Annotated in this window: 14 protein-coding genes and 1 pseudogene; 6 read left to right on the forward strand and 9 right to left on the reverse strand. The window is 72.9% G+C overall.

Annotated elements, in window-relative coordinates; translation table 11 throughout:
• Positions 1-63 precede the first annotated feature (63 nt).
• Both ACFC8N_RS02930 and rbsD read left to right on the forward strand, forming a co-directional pair.
• Positions 64-966 carry a ribokinase gene (locus ACFC8N_RS02930; protein WP_356023273.1) on the forward strand — a complete coding sequence of 301 codons (903 nt, stop codon included), beginning with the start codon at positions 64-66 and terminating at the stop codon, positions 964-966.
• A complete protein-coding gene (rbsD, locus tag ACFC8N_RS02935; protein WP_356023115.1) occupies positions 963-1,343 on the forward strand; it encodes a D-ribose pyranase in 381 nt (126 codons plus the stop codon). The genes ACFC8N_RS02930 and rbsD overlap by 4 nt, the downstream gene beginning before the upstream one ends.
• A gap of 15 nt (positions 1,344-1,358) precedes the next feature.
• On the opposite strand, the gene ACFC8N_RS02940 is transcribed toward rbsD, so the two are convergent.
• The 6 genes from ACFC8N_RS02940 to ACFC8N_RS02965 form a co-directional block, all read right to left on the reverse strand.
• Positions 1,359-1,793, reverse strand: coding sequence for a nuclear transport factor 2 family protein (locus tag ACFC8N_RS02940; RefSeq protein ID WP_376285780.1), 435 nt, complete (start codon positions 1,791-1,793; stop codon positions 1,359-1,361).
• Between the two features lie 51 nt (positions 1,794-1,844).
• Positions 1,845-2,027: a 4-oxalocrotonate tautomerase DmpI gene (gene dmpI / locus ACFC8N_RS02945; protein WP_356023120.1), complete on the reverse strand. Its 183-nt coding sequence runs from the start codon at positions 2,025-2,027 to the stop codon at positions 1,845-1,847.
• 95 nt (positions 2,028-2,122) lie between these two features.
• On the reverse strand, positions 2,123-3,022 hold the full coding sequence (locus tag ACFC8N_RS02950) for a LysR substrate-binding domain-containing protein (RefSeq protein ID WP_376285783.1): 900 nt from the start codon (positions 3,020-3,022) through the stop codon (positions 2,123-2,125).
• 193 nt (positions 3,023-3,215) lie between these two features.
• Positions 3,216-4,055: a sugar phosphate isomerase/epimerase family protein gene (locus ACFC8N_RS02955; RefSeq protein WP_356023125.1), complete on the reverse strand. Its 840-nt coding sequence runs from the start codon at positions 4,053-4,055 to the stop codon at positions 3,216-3,218.
• A complete protein-coding gene (locus ACFC8N_RS02960) occupies positions 4,052-5,203 on the reverse strand; it encodes a dihydrodipicolinate synthase family protein (protein WP_376285786.1) in 1,152 nt (383 codons plus the stop codon). The genes ACFC8N_RS02955 and ACFC8N_RS02960 overlap by 4 nt, the downstream gene beginning before the upstream one ends.
• On the reverse strand, positions 5,200-6,351 hold the full coding sequence (locus ACFC8N_RS02965; RefSeq protein ID WP_376285789.1) for a Gfo/Idh/MocA family protein: 1,152 nt from the start codon (positions 6,349-6,351) through the stop codon (positions 5,200-5,202). The genes ACFC8N_RS02960 and ACFC8N_RS02965 overlap by 4 nt, the downstream gene beginning before the upstream one ends.
• A gap of 223 nt (positions 6,352-6,574) precedes the next feature.
• Between ACFC8N_RS02965 and ACFC8N_RS02970 the strand changes: the two genes are divergently transcribed.
• Positions 6,575-7,624, forward strand: coding sequence for a LacI family DNA-binding transcriptional regulator (locus tag ACFC8N_RS02970; protein ID WP_376285792.1), 1,050 nt, complete (start codon positions 6,575-6,577; stop codon positions 7,622-7,624).
• A 71-nt stretch (positions 7,625-7,695) separates the two neighbouring features.
• Here ACFC8N_RS02970 and ACFC8N_RS02975 read toward each other — a convergent pair whose 3' ends face one another.
• Positions 7,696-8,961: an FAD-dependent monooxygenase gene (locus ACFC8N_RS02975; RefSeq protein WP_356023137.1), complete on the reverse strand. Its 1,266-nt coding sequence runs from the start codon at positions 8,959-8,961 to the stop codon at positions 7,696-7,698.
• Positions 8,962-9,090: 129 nt separating this feature from the next.
• Positions 9,091-9,423 (reverse strand): hypothetical protein, encoded by a 333-nt coding sequence (locus ACFC8N_RS02980; RefSeq protein ID WP_356023139.1) that lies wholly within the window; start codon positions 9,421-9,423, stop codon positions 9,091-9,093.
• Between the two features lie 254 nt (positions 9,424-9,677).
• Here ACFC8N_RS02980 and ACFC8N_RS02985 point away from each other — a divergent pair, with 254 nt between their 5' ends.
• Both ACFC8N_RS02985 and ACFC8N_RS02990 read left to right on the forward strand, forming a co-directional pair.
• The gene (locus ACFC8N_RS02985) at positions 9,678-10,445 is read left to right on the forward strand and encodes a GNAT family N-acetyltransferase (RefSeq protein WP_376285796.1); all 768 of its coding nucleotides are present in this window, start codon (positions 9,678-9,680) and stop codon (positions 10,443-10,445) included.
• 18 nt (positions 10,446-10,463) lie between these two features.
• Positions 10,464-11,264, forward strand: a complete 801-nt coding sequence (locus ACFC8N_RS02990) for a sugar phosphate isomerase/epimerase family protein (protein WP_356023144.1) — start codon at positions 10,464-10,466, stop codon at positions 11,262-11,264.
• A gap of 91 nt (positions 11,265-11,355) precedes the next feature.
• Here the strand turns inward: ACFC8N_RS02990 and aroA are convergent.
• A pseudogene (gene aroA / locus ACFC8N_RS02995) lies at positions 11,356-12,470 on the reverse strand (3-phosphoshikimate 1-carboxyvinyltransferase); the annotation flags it as partial.
• Positions 12,471-12,578: 108 nt separating this feature from the next.
• Here aroA and ACFC8N_RS03000 point away from each other — a divergent pair.
• Positions 12,579-14,522: a glycoside hydrolase family 3 protein gene (locus tag ACFC8N_RS03000; protein WP_376285800.1), complete on the forward strand. Its 1,944-nt coding sequence runs from the start codon at positions 12,579-12,581 to the stop codon at positions 14,520-14,522.
• Positions 14,523-14,625 lie beyond the last annotated feature (103 nt).

Consider the following 14,625-nt stretch of genomic DNA (forward strand, 5'->3'; position numbering starts at 1 on the left):
ACCCAGGACGTCGGGCATCGACAGGCATCACGGGCGTCCATGGGCATCAAGGGGAGTCAACTGATGTACGACTACGACCTGTTGGTCGTCGGGTCGGCCAACGCCGACCTGGTGATCGACGTCGAACGGCGGCCCGCCGCCGGGGAGACGGTGCTCGGCGGCGACCTGGCCGTGCACCCGGGCGGCAAGGGCGCCAACCAGGCGGTGGCCGCCGCCCGGCTCGGCGCGGACACGGCCCTGCTGGCGCGGGTCGGCGACGACGGCCACGGCCGGCTGCTGCTCGACTCCCTGCGCGCGGCGGGCGTCGACACGGTCGGCGTGCTGGTGGGCGGGGCGCCGACGGGCGTGGCGCTGATCACCGTCGACCCGTCCGGGGACAACAGCATCGTGGTGTCGCCGGGCGCCAACGCCCGGCTCACCCCGGCGGACGTCCGGGCGGCGGGCAGCCTCTTCCACGCCTCGCGGGTGGTGTCGGCGCAGCTGGAGATCCCGTTGGAGACGGTCGCGGAGGTGGTGCGGCAACTGCCCCCGGACACCCGCTTCGTACTGAACCCGTCGCCGCCCCGCCCGCTTCCCGCACAGGTGATGGCGGCCTGCGACCCGCTGATCGTCAACGAGCACGAGGCCCGGATCGTCCTCGGCGACGCGTGCGTGAGCGACGAGCCCGCGGACTGGGCGAAGCTGCTGCTGGCCAGGGGCCCGCGCTCGGTGGTGGTGACGCTGGGCGCGGAGGGGGCGCTGGTGTGCGACTCCTCCGGGGTGACGCGCGTGCCGTCGGTGAAGGTGGACGCGGTGGACACCACGGGCGCGGGCGACGCCTTCACCGCCGCACTGGCCTGGAAGCTGGGGTCGGGGGCCTCGCCGGCCGAGGCCGCGGGGTACGCGGCGCGGGTCGGCGCGGCGGCCGTGACGAAGCGGGGCGCGCAGGAGTCGTACCCGACGGCGCGGGAGGTCGACGCCCGGTGAAGAAGGCGGGGATCCTGAACCGTCATCTCGCCGGGGCGCTGGCCGAGTTGGGTCATGGGGACGGGGTGCTGGTGTGCGACGTCGGCCTGCCGATCCCGGCCGGGCCGCGCGTGGTGGACCTGGCGTTCCGGGCCGGGGTGCCGTCGTTCGCGGAGGTGCTGGAGGGGCTGCTGGCGGAGCTGGTGGTGGAGGGTGCGACGGCGGCTCGGGAGCTGCGCGGCCCCAACCGGGCGCTGCTGGACGGTCACTTCCGCGACCTGGAGCTGGTGCCGCACGAGCGGCTGAAGGAGCTGTCAGCGGGCGCCCGGCTGGTGGTCCGCACCGGGGAGGCACGGCCGTACGCGAACGTGCTGCTGCGGTGCGGGGTGTTCTTCTAGGGATGTCGTTCCCGCCTACGGGGCGACGAGCGCCCGCTCCCAGTGCTGGGTGTCGGCGTACTCGCGCATGTTGACGATCTTTCCGGCGCGGACGGTGAAGACACCGATGTTGTGCTCGTGGTAGGCCCTGCCGGTCCTTCCCGTCGCCCAGGAGTCCAACTCGACCAGCACCTGCTCGCCCTCGCCGAAGACGTTGGTGACCTTCAGGCCGATCTCGCGGTCGGGGTCCAGGTGGGCGAAGGCGGTCGCCAGGAAGCCGTTGATCACCTGGTCCCGGCCCTGCCAGGTGCCGGAGATGGGCAGGTCACCGCCGTACCAGCAACTGCCGTCCTCGGCCCAGCTGTTCCGGATGGTCTCCTGGTCCCCGGCGGCGAGCGCCTCGAAGTAGCGCAGCACCACGCCCCTGGGCGCGTCGGGCTCGGTGCGGTCGGTTCGGTCGGCGGTGGCCATGAGGTCGTGGTTCCTCTCGCGGCGGGGGCGGGCAGATGGCTGGTCGGACGGCTACCTGTCGGCGGTGAGGACGCCGGCCGAGCCCCAGCTGTCGGCCGGGGTCTCGTTGATCCACACCTGGACGGTGTCGGCGGGGATCTTGTAGGCGTCCACGAAGGCGTCCGTGATGCGGGCGATCAGCTCGCGCTTGAGCTCGACGCTGCGGGGGCCCTGCTGGACGGTGACGATGGGCATGGTCAGCTCCTGGAGTCGATGGTCGGTGCTTGCTTCGACTCCCAGTCCACCCGATCCGGGGCCCGGCACCCAGGGGCACTTCGCGCACGCAGCGTTCACGATGCGCGATCGCTCGCGCCGATCGCCCGGCAGGCCTCCAGGAGGGACGCGACCCGGGCCGCAGGTGCGGTGCGGGGAACGGCGAGCGCCGTCGGCAGGACGAGAGGGGAACTCACCGGCAGGAAGGAGACCCGCCCGGTGGCCAGCTGCGCGGCGTGCGAGGCGTACACCACGCTCCAGCCGGGGCTGCCCGCGCCCAGCGCGGCCAGGGTGTCCTGCAACGAGCTCGCCGCCGGCCCGGGTACGGGCTCGAAGCCGGCGTCCCGGCATGCGCCCACGACGAGGTCGACGAGCGGCGGATTGTTGCGCCGCGCGGTCAGATACAGCGGCAGACCGCTCAACTCACCCAGCTCCAGCCGTGATTGACCGGCGAGGGCGTGCCGCGCACCGAGGACCACCAGGAGCCGGTCCTGCCACACCGGGACCAGCCGGACCCCGTCGGGGCCCTCCTCCACCCCGCGCACGAACGCGGCGTCCAGTTCCCCGCGGGCGACCTGCTCCAGGCGTACGGCGGTGGGGGCGGAGGCCAGCTCCACCCTCAGCTCGGGAGCCACCCCGGCCAGCGCCTCCAGCACCTGGTCCAGCCGGTCCCCCATTCCCGTACTGGTGCCCACCCGCAACCGCTCACCGCGGTCGGCGGCGTAGTCGGCCACCGCGGCCCGCGCCCGCTGCTCGGCGGCCAGCACCTCGCGCGCCGCCGGCAGAAACCGCTGCCCGGCCTCGGTCAGCCGCACCCGGCGCGGTGACCGGTCGAAGAGGCCGGCCCCCAACTCCCGCTCCAGCCGCCGCACCTGCTGACTGACGGCCGACTGGGCGATCAGCAGCCGCTCGGCGGCACGGGCGAAGTGCAGCTCCTCGGCCACCGCCACGAAATAGCGAAGTTGACGCAGTTCCATGTGCCCAGTCAAGCAGTGACCTGCGAGCTGCTCGCCCGGACCGGGATCCGGGCGAGCCGCCCAGTTCATCCAGTCGTCAACGGACCGAGACCGCCGGCACCCGGGAGTGCGCGGCCGCGCGGAGGTGTTGGCGCTGACCAAAAAAGGCTCCCGGCCCCATGGACATGCCCGTTCAGGGGCCGGGCCGTCCGGTTCACTTCCCGGTGCGTGTCAGGAACCGCTCCACCGTCTCCGCCAGCACCTCCCGCCCGTCCCGGGCCCACAGCTCGTCGTTGAAGAGCTCGACCTCGATCGGGCCCGAGTAGCCCGCCGCCTCCACGTACCCCCGCCACTCGGGCATGTCGATCGCGCCGTCGCCGATCTGGCCCCGGCCGTTGAGGACGCCCTCGGGCAACGGGGTGACCCAGTCGGCGAGTTGGAAGGTGTGGATACGGCCGCCCGCCCCCGCCCGGGCGATCTGCGCGGGCGCCTGGTCGTCCCACCAGATGTGGTAGGTGTCCACGGTCACCCCGACCTGGTGCGCCGGGAAGCGCTCGGCGAGGTCCAGGGCCTGGGCCAGGGTCGAGACGACGCAGCGGTCGGAGGCGTACATGGGGTGCAGGGGCTCGATGGCGAGGCGTACGCCGTGCTGCTCGGCGTACGGCCCGAGTTCGGCGAGGGCGTCGGCGATGCGCTCGCGCGCCGCCCGCAGGTCCTTGCTGCCGGGCGGGAGGCCGCCGGAGACCAGGACCAACGTGTCGGTGCCGAGCGTCGCCGCCTCCTCGATCGCGCGTCGATTGTCCGCCAGGGCCGCTGCCCGCGCCTCCGGGTCGATCGCCGTGAAGAAGCCGCCCCGGCACAGCGTCGTCACCGTCAGGCCCGCCTCACGGATCAGCTTCGCCGTCTCCGTCACGCCGTACTCCTGGACCGGCTCGCGCCACAGGCCCACCTGGGTCACGCCCGACTCGCCGCAGGCCGACACCAGTTCCGGGAGCGACAGCTGTTTCACCGTCATCTGGTTGATGCTGAATCGCGAGAGATCCGGCGGTGTCATGAGGTCACCCCGTACAGGGACAGCAGGTTCTTCATCCGTTCCTCGGCGAGCTTCGGGTCGGGGAACAGGCCGAGGCCGTCGGCGAGTTCGTAGGCGCGGGCGAGGTGCGGGAGGGAGCGGGCCGACTGGAGGCCGCCGACCATCGTGAAGTGCGCCTGGTGGCCCGCGAGCCAGGCCAGGAGGACCACGCCGGTCTTGTAGAAACGGGTGGGGGCCTGGAAGAGGTGGCGGGACAGGGCGACCGTGGGGTCCAGCAGGCCACGGAAACCGGCCGTGTCCCCCGTGTCCAGGACCCGGACCGCCTGCGCCGCCAGCGGGCCCAGCGGGTCGAAGATGCCGAGCAGGGCGTGGCTGAAGCCCTGGCCGTCGCCCGCGATCAGCTCGGGGTAGTGGAAGTCGTCGCCGGTGTAGCAGCGGACCCCGCGCGGGAGACGGCGGCGCAGGTCGACCTCGCGCCGCGCGTCCAGGAGCGACACCTTGATGCCGTCGACCTTGTCCGGGTGCGCGGCGATGACCTCCAGGAACGTGTCGGTGGCCGCGTCCAGGTCGGCGGAGCCCCAGTAGCCCGCCAGCGCCGGGTCGAACATCGGGCCCAGCCAGTGCAGGATCACCGGCTCGGCGGACTGGCGCAGCAGGTGGCCGTAGATCTCCAGGTAGTCCTCGGGCCCCCGGGCCGCGGCGGCCAGGGCCCGGGACGCCATCAGGATCACCTGGGCGCCCGACTCCTCCACGACCGCGAGCTGCTCCTCGTAGGCCGCGCGGATCTCCACGAGAGACCCGCCGGTGATCTGGTCGGCGCCGGCACCGCAGGCGATCCGGCCGCCCACCGCCTTCGCCTCGGCGGCGCTGCGCCGGATCAGCTCGGCCGCGCCCGCCCAGTCCAGGCCCATGCCGCGCTGGGCGGTGTCCATGGCCTCCGCGACCCCCAGCCCGTGGGACCACAGATGGCGGCGGAAGGCGAGGGTGGCGTCCCAGTCGACGGCGGCCGGCGAGTCGGGCGAGACGTCGGCGTACGGGTCGGCGACGGCGTGGGCCGCCGAGAAGACCGTACGGGAGGTGAAGGGTGTACCCGGCGAGAGCGCCAACGGTTCCGTGCGGGGCTCGTACGTCCGCAACACGCCGTCTGCGGAAGGGAGTTGGATGGTCACAGGGAGATCTCCGGTACGGCGAGGCGGCGGCCCTCGGCGGAGGACCTCAGGCCCAGTTCGGCGAGCTGCACGCCACGGGCGCCGGCCAGCAGGTCCCAGTGGTACGGCGTGTCGGCGTGGACGTGCTTGAGGAACAGCTCCCACTGGGCCTTGAAGCCGTTGTCGAAGTCCCCGTTGTCCGGGACTTCCTGCCACTGGTCGCGGAAGACCTCGGTGGCGGGGACGTCCGGGTTCCAGACCGGCTTGGGGGTGGAACTGCGGTGCTGGACACGGCAGTTGCGCAGACCCGCGACCGCCGAGCCCTCGGTGCCGTCGACCTGGAACTCGACCAGTTCGTCGCGGTTGACGCGGACCGCCCAGGAGGAGTTGATCTGGGCGACGGCGCCGCCGTCGAGTTCGAAGACGCCGTAGGCGGCGTCGTCCGCGGTCGCGTCGTAGGGCTTGCCGTTCTCGTCCCAGCGCTGCGGGATGTGGGTGGTGACGAGGGCCTGGACGGAGGTCACCCGGCCGAACAGTTCGTGCAGGACGTACTCCCAGTGCGGGAACATGTCGACGACGATGCCGCCGCCGTCCTCGGCGCGGTAGTTCCAGGACGGGCGCTGGGCGGGCTGCCAGTCGCCCTCGAAGACCCAGTAGCCGAACTCGCCCCGGACGGACAGGATCCGGCCGAAGAAGCCGCCGTCGATCAGCCGCTTCAGCTTGAGCAGGCCCGGCAGGAAGATCTTGTCCTGGACGACGCCGTGCTTGATGCCCCTGTCGTGGGCGAGCCGGGCGAGTTCGAGGGCGCCGGCCAGGCCCGTCGCCGTCGGCTTCTCGGTGTAGACGTGTTTCCCGGCGGCGATCGCCTTCTTGATCGACTCCTCGCGCGCGGAGGTGACCTGGGAGTCGAAGTAGATGTCCACCGACGGATCCGCCAGCACCGCGTCGACGTCCGTCGAGATCTCGTCCAGCCCGTGGCGCTCGGCGATCTCCCGGAGCGCGTGTTCGCGGCGGCCGAGCAGGATCGGCTCCGGCCACAGCACGGTGCCGTCGCCCAGGTCGAGGCCGCCCTGTTCGCGCAGGGCGAGGATCGACCGGACGAGGTGCTGGCGGTAGCCCATGCGTCCGGTCACGCCGTTCATGGCGATGCGCACCGTCTTGCGTGTCACGTGAGTCCCCTCTGCACCACTCGCAGCAAGCGCTTTCTACACACGGAGAAGCTAGCCTCTGAACAGTGGTCTGTACAAGACCGTTGCCCCTTCGAGTTGTTCGAGGGGGCGAACATCCGGGGTCGATGGCTTTAAGGTCTGCTGGACGTCCGCTCGGAACCACGAGCAGGAACTGGCTGTCTACGAGGGCGTACGACACGAAGCACGACCGGAGGACGACGACATGACGGTGACCCTGGCGGATGTGGCGGCCCGCGCCCAGGTCTCCCCCGCGACGGTGTCGCGCGTACTGAACGGCAACTACCCGGTGGCCACCTCCACACGCGAGCGGGTGCTCCGGGCGGTGGACGAGCTGGACTACGTCCTCAACGGCCCGGCGAGCTCGCTGGCCGCCGCCACCTCCGACCTGGTCGGAATCCTGGTGAACGACATCGCCGACCCCTTCTTCGGGATCATGGCGTCCGCGATCCAGGCCGAGATCGGGGGCACGGGCGGGGGCCGGGCGGGCGGTGAGCGGCTGGCGGTCGTGTGCAACACGGGCGGGTCGCCCGAGCGTGAACTGACGTATCTGACCCTGCTGCAGCGCCAGCGGGCGGCGGCGGTGCTGCTGACCGGCGGTGCCGTGGAGGACGCGCCGCACGCGGCGGCGGTCGCGGCGAAGCTGCGCAAGCTGGCGGAGGCCGGGACGCGCGTGGTGCTGTGCGGGCGGCCGCAGGCAGAGGACACCGGGGCCGTGGCCCTGACGTTCGACAACCGCGGGGGTGCGCGCCGGCTGACCGAGCATCTGCTGGGGCTCGGGCATCGCCGGCTCGGTTACATCGCCGGACCCGAGGAGCGGACGACGACGCGGCACCGGCTGGAGGGACACCGGGAGGCGCTGGCGGCGGCGGGGGTCGAGGAGGATCCGCGCTGGACGGTGTACGGCCGCTACGACCGCCGGTCCGGGTACGAGGCGACGCTGGAGCTGCTGCGGCGGGATCCGGGGCTGACGGGGATCGTCGCCGCGAACGACTCCGTCGCGCTGGGGGCGTGCGCGGCGCTGCGCGAGTCCGGGCTGCGGATTCCGGAGGACGTCTCGGTGGCCGGCTTCGACGACCTGCCGTTCAGCATCGACGCGGTGCCTGCCCTGACGACGGTGCGGCTGCCGCTGGCGGAAGCGGGGGCCAGGGCCGGGCGGATCGCCATGGGGGGCGAGGAACCACCCCCCGGCGGCATCGCGACCGTCCGCGGCGAGCTGATGGTCAGGGGGTCCTCGGGGGCACCCCGGGGGTGAGGGAGCGGCCCGGCCGCCCCTCCCCCGCTGACGACGGTGCCGTTGCCCTTGACGGAGACGGGGGCCGATGCTCAGGGGGTCTTCGAGGGGGTCCCGGGCGGGACGGAGCGGCCCAGGAGTGGCAGCGGGGTTTGGCCCCTTCTGCGGTCCCGGTACCAGCGGCGGCCCGTGTCGTAGGCCAGGCGGGCCTTGCGCAGGGCGGGGATCTGGTTGGCCAGGTGGGCCTGGTAGCGCCAGGGGGACTGGCGGCCGGTGCGGACGGCCATGGCGTAGGCGAAGGAGACCGGGTCGCGCTCCAGGTAGTCGTCGAGGCGCTCGAACCAGGCCATGCTGGAGCGCGCGCCGGCCTGTACGGGGTGCAGTTCCGCGCGCCGGTGCTCGTCGTACGCCCGCAGCGCCGCCCGCAGATCCGCGTGGTGCGCGAGGCTGTGGGCCAGCACGATCCCGTCGATCATCGCCAGCCGGGTGCCGGAGCCGAGCGTGAAGTGGGTGGTGTGTGCGGCGTCGCCGGCCAGGACGACGGGGCGGTGGCGATCCGTGCCGTCGACCCATGTCTCGTTGCGCAGGTGCGTGAAGCGCTGCCACTGGGCCGGGGCGCCGCGTGACCGGCTGATCAGGGAGTGGCCGTCGAGCGCCCGGTGGAAGATCTTCTCCAGCAGCGGCACGGCCTCCTCGGGCTCCGTCGAGTCCAGGCCGAGGCCCTGCCAGGTCTCCGGGGAGCACTCCACGATGCAGGTGCTGATGCCCCGGATCGACGGGTAGGCGTGGAACCAGATCCAGCCGGCCTCGGTCTTCTCGAAGCAGAACACGAAGCTGTCGAACTGCCGGTCCGTGCCGAGCCAGATGTAGGGGTTGCGGCCGGTCTCCGTCTTCGTGCCGAAGCGTTCGACGCGGCTCTGCCGGATCCGGCTGCCCGCCCCGTCGGCGGCCACGATCAGGTCGGCCTCGGGCAGGTCGGCGGGGTCGGCGAGGCGCTCTCCGTGCCGTACGTCCACACCGAGGGAGCGTGCGCGGCGGGTCAGTATCTCCAGCAGCGCGGCGCGGCCCATGCTGTAGCCGTAGCCCCCGAAGTACGCCGTACCGTCGTGCCCGCCGCCGTGCACCTGGATCTCCTGCGCCTGCCAGAGGACCGAGCCGGCCCTGATCGCGCGGGCGCTCTCGGGGTCGTTGGAGTGCAGGATGTCCAGCAGGTCGTCCCAGTACACGACGCCCCAGCCGTAGGTGGCCTCGGGCGGGTCGCGTTCGATCACGGTGATCTCGTTCCCGGCGTCCCGCAGCTTCGCCGAGATCGAGAAGTACAGCCCGGCCGGGCCTCCGCCCACACAGACGATCCTCATCCGGTCACCGCCTTCACGGCCGTCGGCTCCGTGGAACCGGCTGGTCACAGGGATCCGGGTGCCCATGGGTCGGGCACCCGGATCCACCTTTCACTGTCGGGGGTGTGAGGTCAGTTCACTGTGGGTGGGTCAGCAGCCCCAGCCGCCGCCGTCGCCCCAGCCACCGCCGTCGCCCCAGCCGCCGCCGTGGTCTCCCCAACCCCAGCCGCCGCCGTCGCCCCAGCCCCAGCCGCCACCGCCGTGGTCGTCACCCCAGCCCCAGCCGCCACCGCCACCGTGGTCGTACGCGACGGCCGCGGTCGGTGCGGAGCTGGTGGCTGCGCTGGCGACTCCGGCTCCGGCCGCGAGGGCCAGGATCGGTGCCGAGCAGACCACGAGGGCCACTCTCTTGATACGGGTGGTGTGCGCGCGCATGATGAGCCCCTCTCCGAGGGTGTGGTTTTTCTGTCCGGCGGCCGCCATGGGGCCGCCCTCCTGACGCTCCGGAGCCTGCGCGCAGCTCCGGGCGGGGTCCGCCGCTCGCAAGGGCGATCTACGGCGGATCCGTCACTCTTGATGCCAAACGGACATAAGTGACGTTCGTCATTAAACCTACGATGAGAGGGCGGGGAAGTCAAAGGCGGGCCGGACCGGGGAAAGAGGGGAACCAGCAAGGGAAATCAACGTACTTGAATCGTTCAACCACTGCGAACCGTCGCCAACCACGGGGGCCGGCCATGACCGTCCAGGACATCCTCGCCGTCGACCGGGTGCTGTCCGAACTCGCGCATGCCGACGGCACCGACGAGGCCGGGCTGCGGGCCCGACTCGGCCTGACGGACGGGCACTTGACCTTGACCCGGATCCTCGACGCGGTCGAGCGGGCCGGACTGGTCGAGCGGGACTCCTCCGGCACGAGGGTGGTGCTCACCGCGAGCGGACAGGGCGCCGCCGAGGCCCTGCGCGCCCTCCGTACGGTCCTCGGTGACACGGCCCCGCAGGGACCTGCCGAGGTCGCGCTGCGCGAGCCCCGCCCCGGCGACCTCGGCTGGATCGTGCAGCGCAACGCCGCGCTGTACGCCGCCGAGTACGGCTGGAACGCCGACTACGAGGGGCTGGTGGCCCGGATCGTGGCCGACTTCGCCGAGGACCACGATCCGCATCTGGAGCGGGTGTGGATCGCCGAGCTGGGCGGGCGGCCCGTGGGCTGCGTGATGTGCGTACGGGACGACGCCCCGGGCACCGCACGGCTGCGGCTGCTGCTGGTCGAGCCGGAGGCACGGGGGCACGGCATCGGGGACCTGCTGGTCGGCGCGGTCGTGGACTTCGCGCGCGGGGTCGGCTACCGCGACCTGGTGCTGTGGACCAACGACGTGCTCGGCGCCGCCCGGCGCGTGTACCTACGCCACGGCTTCGTGCTCACCGCCGAGCAGCCGCACCGCTCCTTCGGAAAAGACCTGATCGGCCAGGACTGGCGCCTGGATCTGCACCGGTCGGGCGAGTGACGAGTAGGGTCCGTGACCATGAAGCTAGCCTTCTCCACCCTCGGAGTTCCCGGTCTTCCGCTGCCGGACGTGCTGGCGCTCGCCACCACGCACGGCTACCACGGCGTCGAGCTGCGTGCCCATCCGGAGGAGCCGGTGCACCCGGGCCTCACGGCGGCCCAACGGGCGGACGTGGCCGCCGCGTTCAAGGCGGCGGGCGTCGAGATCCTGGCCGTCGCCGGGTACGCGCGCGTGGCCGCGCCCGGCGAGGACGGCCCGGTCGTCGACGCCGTACGCGCCCTGGTGCAGCTCGCCCACGACATCGGCGCCCCCTTCGTCCGGGTCTTCCCCGGCGCCGACCCGGACCTGCCCGCCGCCGAGTCCGACGCGATGGCCGCGCGGCGGCTCGGCACCGTCGCCGAGGACGCCGCCGCGCTCGGGGTGCGCGTCCTGCTGGAGACGCACGACTCCCACCGCACCGGCGCCGCCGCGATCCGCGTGCTGGGGCCCGTCGGACACCGCCACGTCGGCGCGCTGTGGGACGTCATGCACACCTGGCTGGGCGGCGAACAGCCCTCGCAGTCGTACGCCGCCCTCGCCCCGCACCTGGGATACGTGCAGGTCAAGGACATCGCGTCGGCCGACGACACGATGCCGCTGCCGCTGGGCTCGGGGGTGCTTCCGCTCACCGAGTGCGTGGACGAGCTCTGCCGGCACGGGTGGGACGGATGGCTGTGCTGGGAGTACGAGAAGCGGTGGTACGAGGCGGCGGCGCCGCTCCAGGAGATTCTCGGTGCCGGGCGGGAGCATCTGCTGCGCTTGCTCGACGAGGCGGCTTAGGCGGCTGGTAGCCCGGGGCTGACTGGCGGACGCCGGGTGCGGGTTCATTGTGGTTGATCGCGCAGTTCCCCGCGCCCCTTTGGGGCGCGTTTCGGCGGAGCTTCTCGAACGCCTCGTGGAAGCCCGGGAAGGTCTTGCGGACGCAGCCGGGGTCGGTCGGGGCCGGTCGACACCGGCACGCCGAGCCGGCGGAGGTTGTCCGCGCAGGCCTCCAGCCGGTCGCACTCCTTCACCCGGGTGTTCGCCACGCCCTTGATGCGGACGGGACCGTCGGCGAACGGCGCGATCGCGGCCAGGGTCGGCATGGTGTCGGAGACGTCCCGCATGTTGACGGCGAGTCCGCGCAGAACTCCCGTACCGCGTACCGTCGTTCGGTCCTCTTCGAGCTCCGCCTCGGCGCCCATCCGGCGCAGCACCTCCACGAAGCCGAGGTCGCCCTGGAGCGCGCCCCTGCCGAGGCCGGGCACGGTCACCTCGCGGCCCGGGGTGACGGCGGCGGCCGCGAAGAAGTGGCTCGCGGTGGAGGCGTCCGGCTCGATCGGGTAGGCGGTGGCCCGGTAGCCGCCCGGTGCGATGTCGTAGCCGTCGCCGTCCCGGGCGACCTGCGCCCCGAACGCCCGCATCATGGCCAGCGTGATCTCCCCGTACGGCGCCGAGACCAGCTCGGTGACGCGGATCCGCAGGCCGGTGCGGGTCAGCGGGCCGAGCAGGAGCAGCGCGGTCAGGTACGGGGAGGACCGGCCGGCGTACAGCACGACCTCGCCGCCCTCGACGCCGACCGCCCGGACGGTGAGCGGATGGTGGCCCTCGGCCGCCTTGTGCCGCAGGTCGACGCCCAGGTCGCGCAGGGCGCGGGTCAGCGGGCCGAGGGGGCGGCGGCGCTTCTGCGGGGAGGCGTCGAAGCGGTAGGTGCCGTGGCCGGCGGCGACCAGGGCGGGCAGGAAGCGGGCGGTGGTGGCGCCGTCACGGCAGTAGACGTCGGCCTCCGCGCGCCGGCCCCTGCGGGCGGCCGTCCACCTGCCAGGTGTCGGGCGTGCTGCCCACCCGGTAGCCGAGTCGGGTCAGGCCCTCGGCGAAGCCCTCGGTGTCGTCGGAGCACAGGGGCCGCACGAGGGTGCTGACGCCGTCGGCGGCGGCCGCGAGGAAGAGCGCGCGGGCGGTGATGGACTTGGAACCGGGGATGTCGACTGCGGGCACGGCCGCCATGATGGCCGTACGGCGGTCCGCCGGGACGCGATGTCCATGAACCGGGACGCCGGCGCGACGGGAACCGGCCCGGATCCCCGCCCGTCGCCATCGGCACGCCCCCTCTCAATGCGCCGGTGGCGACCCCTCCTCCGGTTACTGTGCAGTCCCTTGACGGAAAGAAACTTCCCGGATATTGGTGACCCTTCGGAAGTTTCCTTCAGCGGTTCTCCTCCGGAAGGAGCGCACGTGTCCGACACCGGCAGACCGTCCCGACGCGCCGTCCTCGCCGCCACGGCGGGCCTCACCGCCGCGCTGACCGCACCGACCGCCACCGCCCGCGCCGCCGCCCCCGGCACCCCGCCCGACGACCGCCGGCTGCGCGCCCTGATCTCCCGGATGACGCTGGAGGAGAAGGTCGGCCAGCTCTTCGTGATGCGGGTCTACGGTCACTCCGCCACCGCCCCGGACCAGGCCGACATCGATGCCAATCTCAAGGAGCTGGGGGTCCGCACGGCCGCCGAGCTCATCGCGATGTACCGCGTGGGCGGCATCATCTACTTCACCTGGGCGCACAACACCCGTGATCCGCAGCAGATCGCGGAGCTGTCCGACGGCATCCAGAAGGCCTCCCTGGACCAGGCGCGCGGGCTGCCGGTGCTCGTCGCCACCGACCAGGAGCACGGCGCGGTGTGCCGGGTCGGCAAGCCCGCCACGCTCTTCCCGGGCGCGATGGCCCTCGGTGCGGGAGGCTCCCGGTCCGACGCGCGGACCCTCGGCCGGATCTCGGGCGCCGAGCTGCGCGCGATGGGCATCAACCAGGACTACTCCCCCGACGCCGACGTCAACGTGAACCCGGCCAACCCGATCATCGGCGTCCGCTCCTTCGGTGCCGACCCGGAGGCGGTGGGCGAGCTGGTGGCCGCCGAGGTGAAGGGCTATCAGCAGTCCCGGGTCGCGGCGACCGCCAAGCACTTCCCGGGGCACGGCGACACCGCCACCGACAGCCACACCGGCTTCCCGGTCATCACCCACAGCCGGGACCTGTGGGAGAAGCTGGACGCCGTGCCGTTCCGGGCCGCGATCGCCGCCGGCATCGACTCGATCATGACCGCGCACATCCAGTTCCCGGCCCTGGACGACTCCGGCGACCCGGCCACCCTCTCCCACCCGGTCCTCACCGGCATCCTGCGCGGCGAACTCGGCTACGACGGCGTCGTCATCACCGACTCCCTCGGCATGGCGGGCGTGCGCACCAAGTACGGAGACGACCGGGTGCCGGTGCTCGCCCTGAAGGCCGGGGTGGACCAGCTGCTCAACCCGCCCTCGATCGACGTGGCCTGGCACGCCGTGCTGAAGGCCGTACAGGACGGCGAGCTGACCGAGTCCCGGCTGGACGAATCGATCCTGCGCATCCTGCGCCTGAAGTCCCGGCTCGGCCTCTTCGAGGCGCCGTACGCCTCCCGGGCGGGCGTGGAGCGCACGGTGGGCACGAAGGCGCACCTGGCGACGGCCGACCGGATCGCCGAGCGCACCACGACCCTGCTCGTCAACGACGATCGCACCCTGCCCTTCACGCCCCGCACCGCACGCCGGATCCTGGTCGTCGGCGCCGACCCCGACTCCCCCACCGGCACCACCGGCCCGCCCACCGGCGTCCTGGCCGCCGCCCTCACCGAACTGGGCTTCACCGCCACGGCCCTGTCCACCGGCACCTCGCCCTCCGCCGCCGCCGTCGCCCGGGCGGTCACGGCGGCACAGGACGCGGACGCGGTGGTGGTGGCGACGTACGACGTGACGGCGGGCAGCTCCCAGCGCACGCTGGTGGAGCGCCTGCTGGCCACGGGCCGGCCGGTGGCGGCCCTCGCCGTCCGCAACCCCTACGACGTGGCACAACTCCCCGCCGTGAAGGCCTGCTTGACGTCGTACGGCTGGACCGACGTCGAGGTGCGCGCGGCCGCGCGGGTCCTCGCCGGGCGGGTGGCGCCGCGCGGGAAGCTGCCGGTGCCGGTGCCCCGGGCGGACGATCCGGCACAGGTGCTGTACCCGATCGGGCACGGGCTGACGTACTAGGCGTACGCCCATAGATCGGTCGTACCACCGCAGGCAGGCGGAAACCCTCCCACGCCGTCTGGCGTGGCACCGGCGTCCCGGGCCACGCTGGGCGGGGATGCCG

The organism is Streptomyces sp. NPDC055966 (assembly GCF_042269865.1).
Classification (GTDB): domain Bacteria; phylum Actinomycetota; class Actinomycetes; order Streptomycetales; family Streptomycetaceae; genus Streptomyces.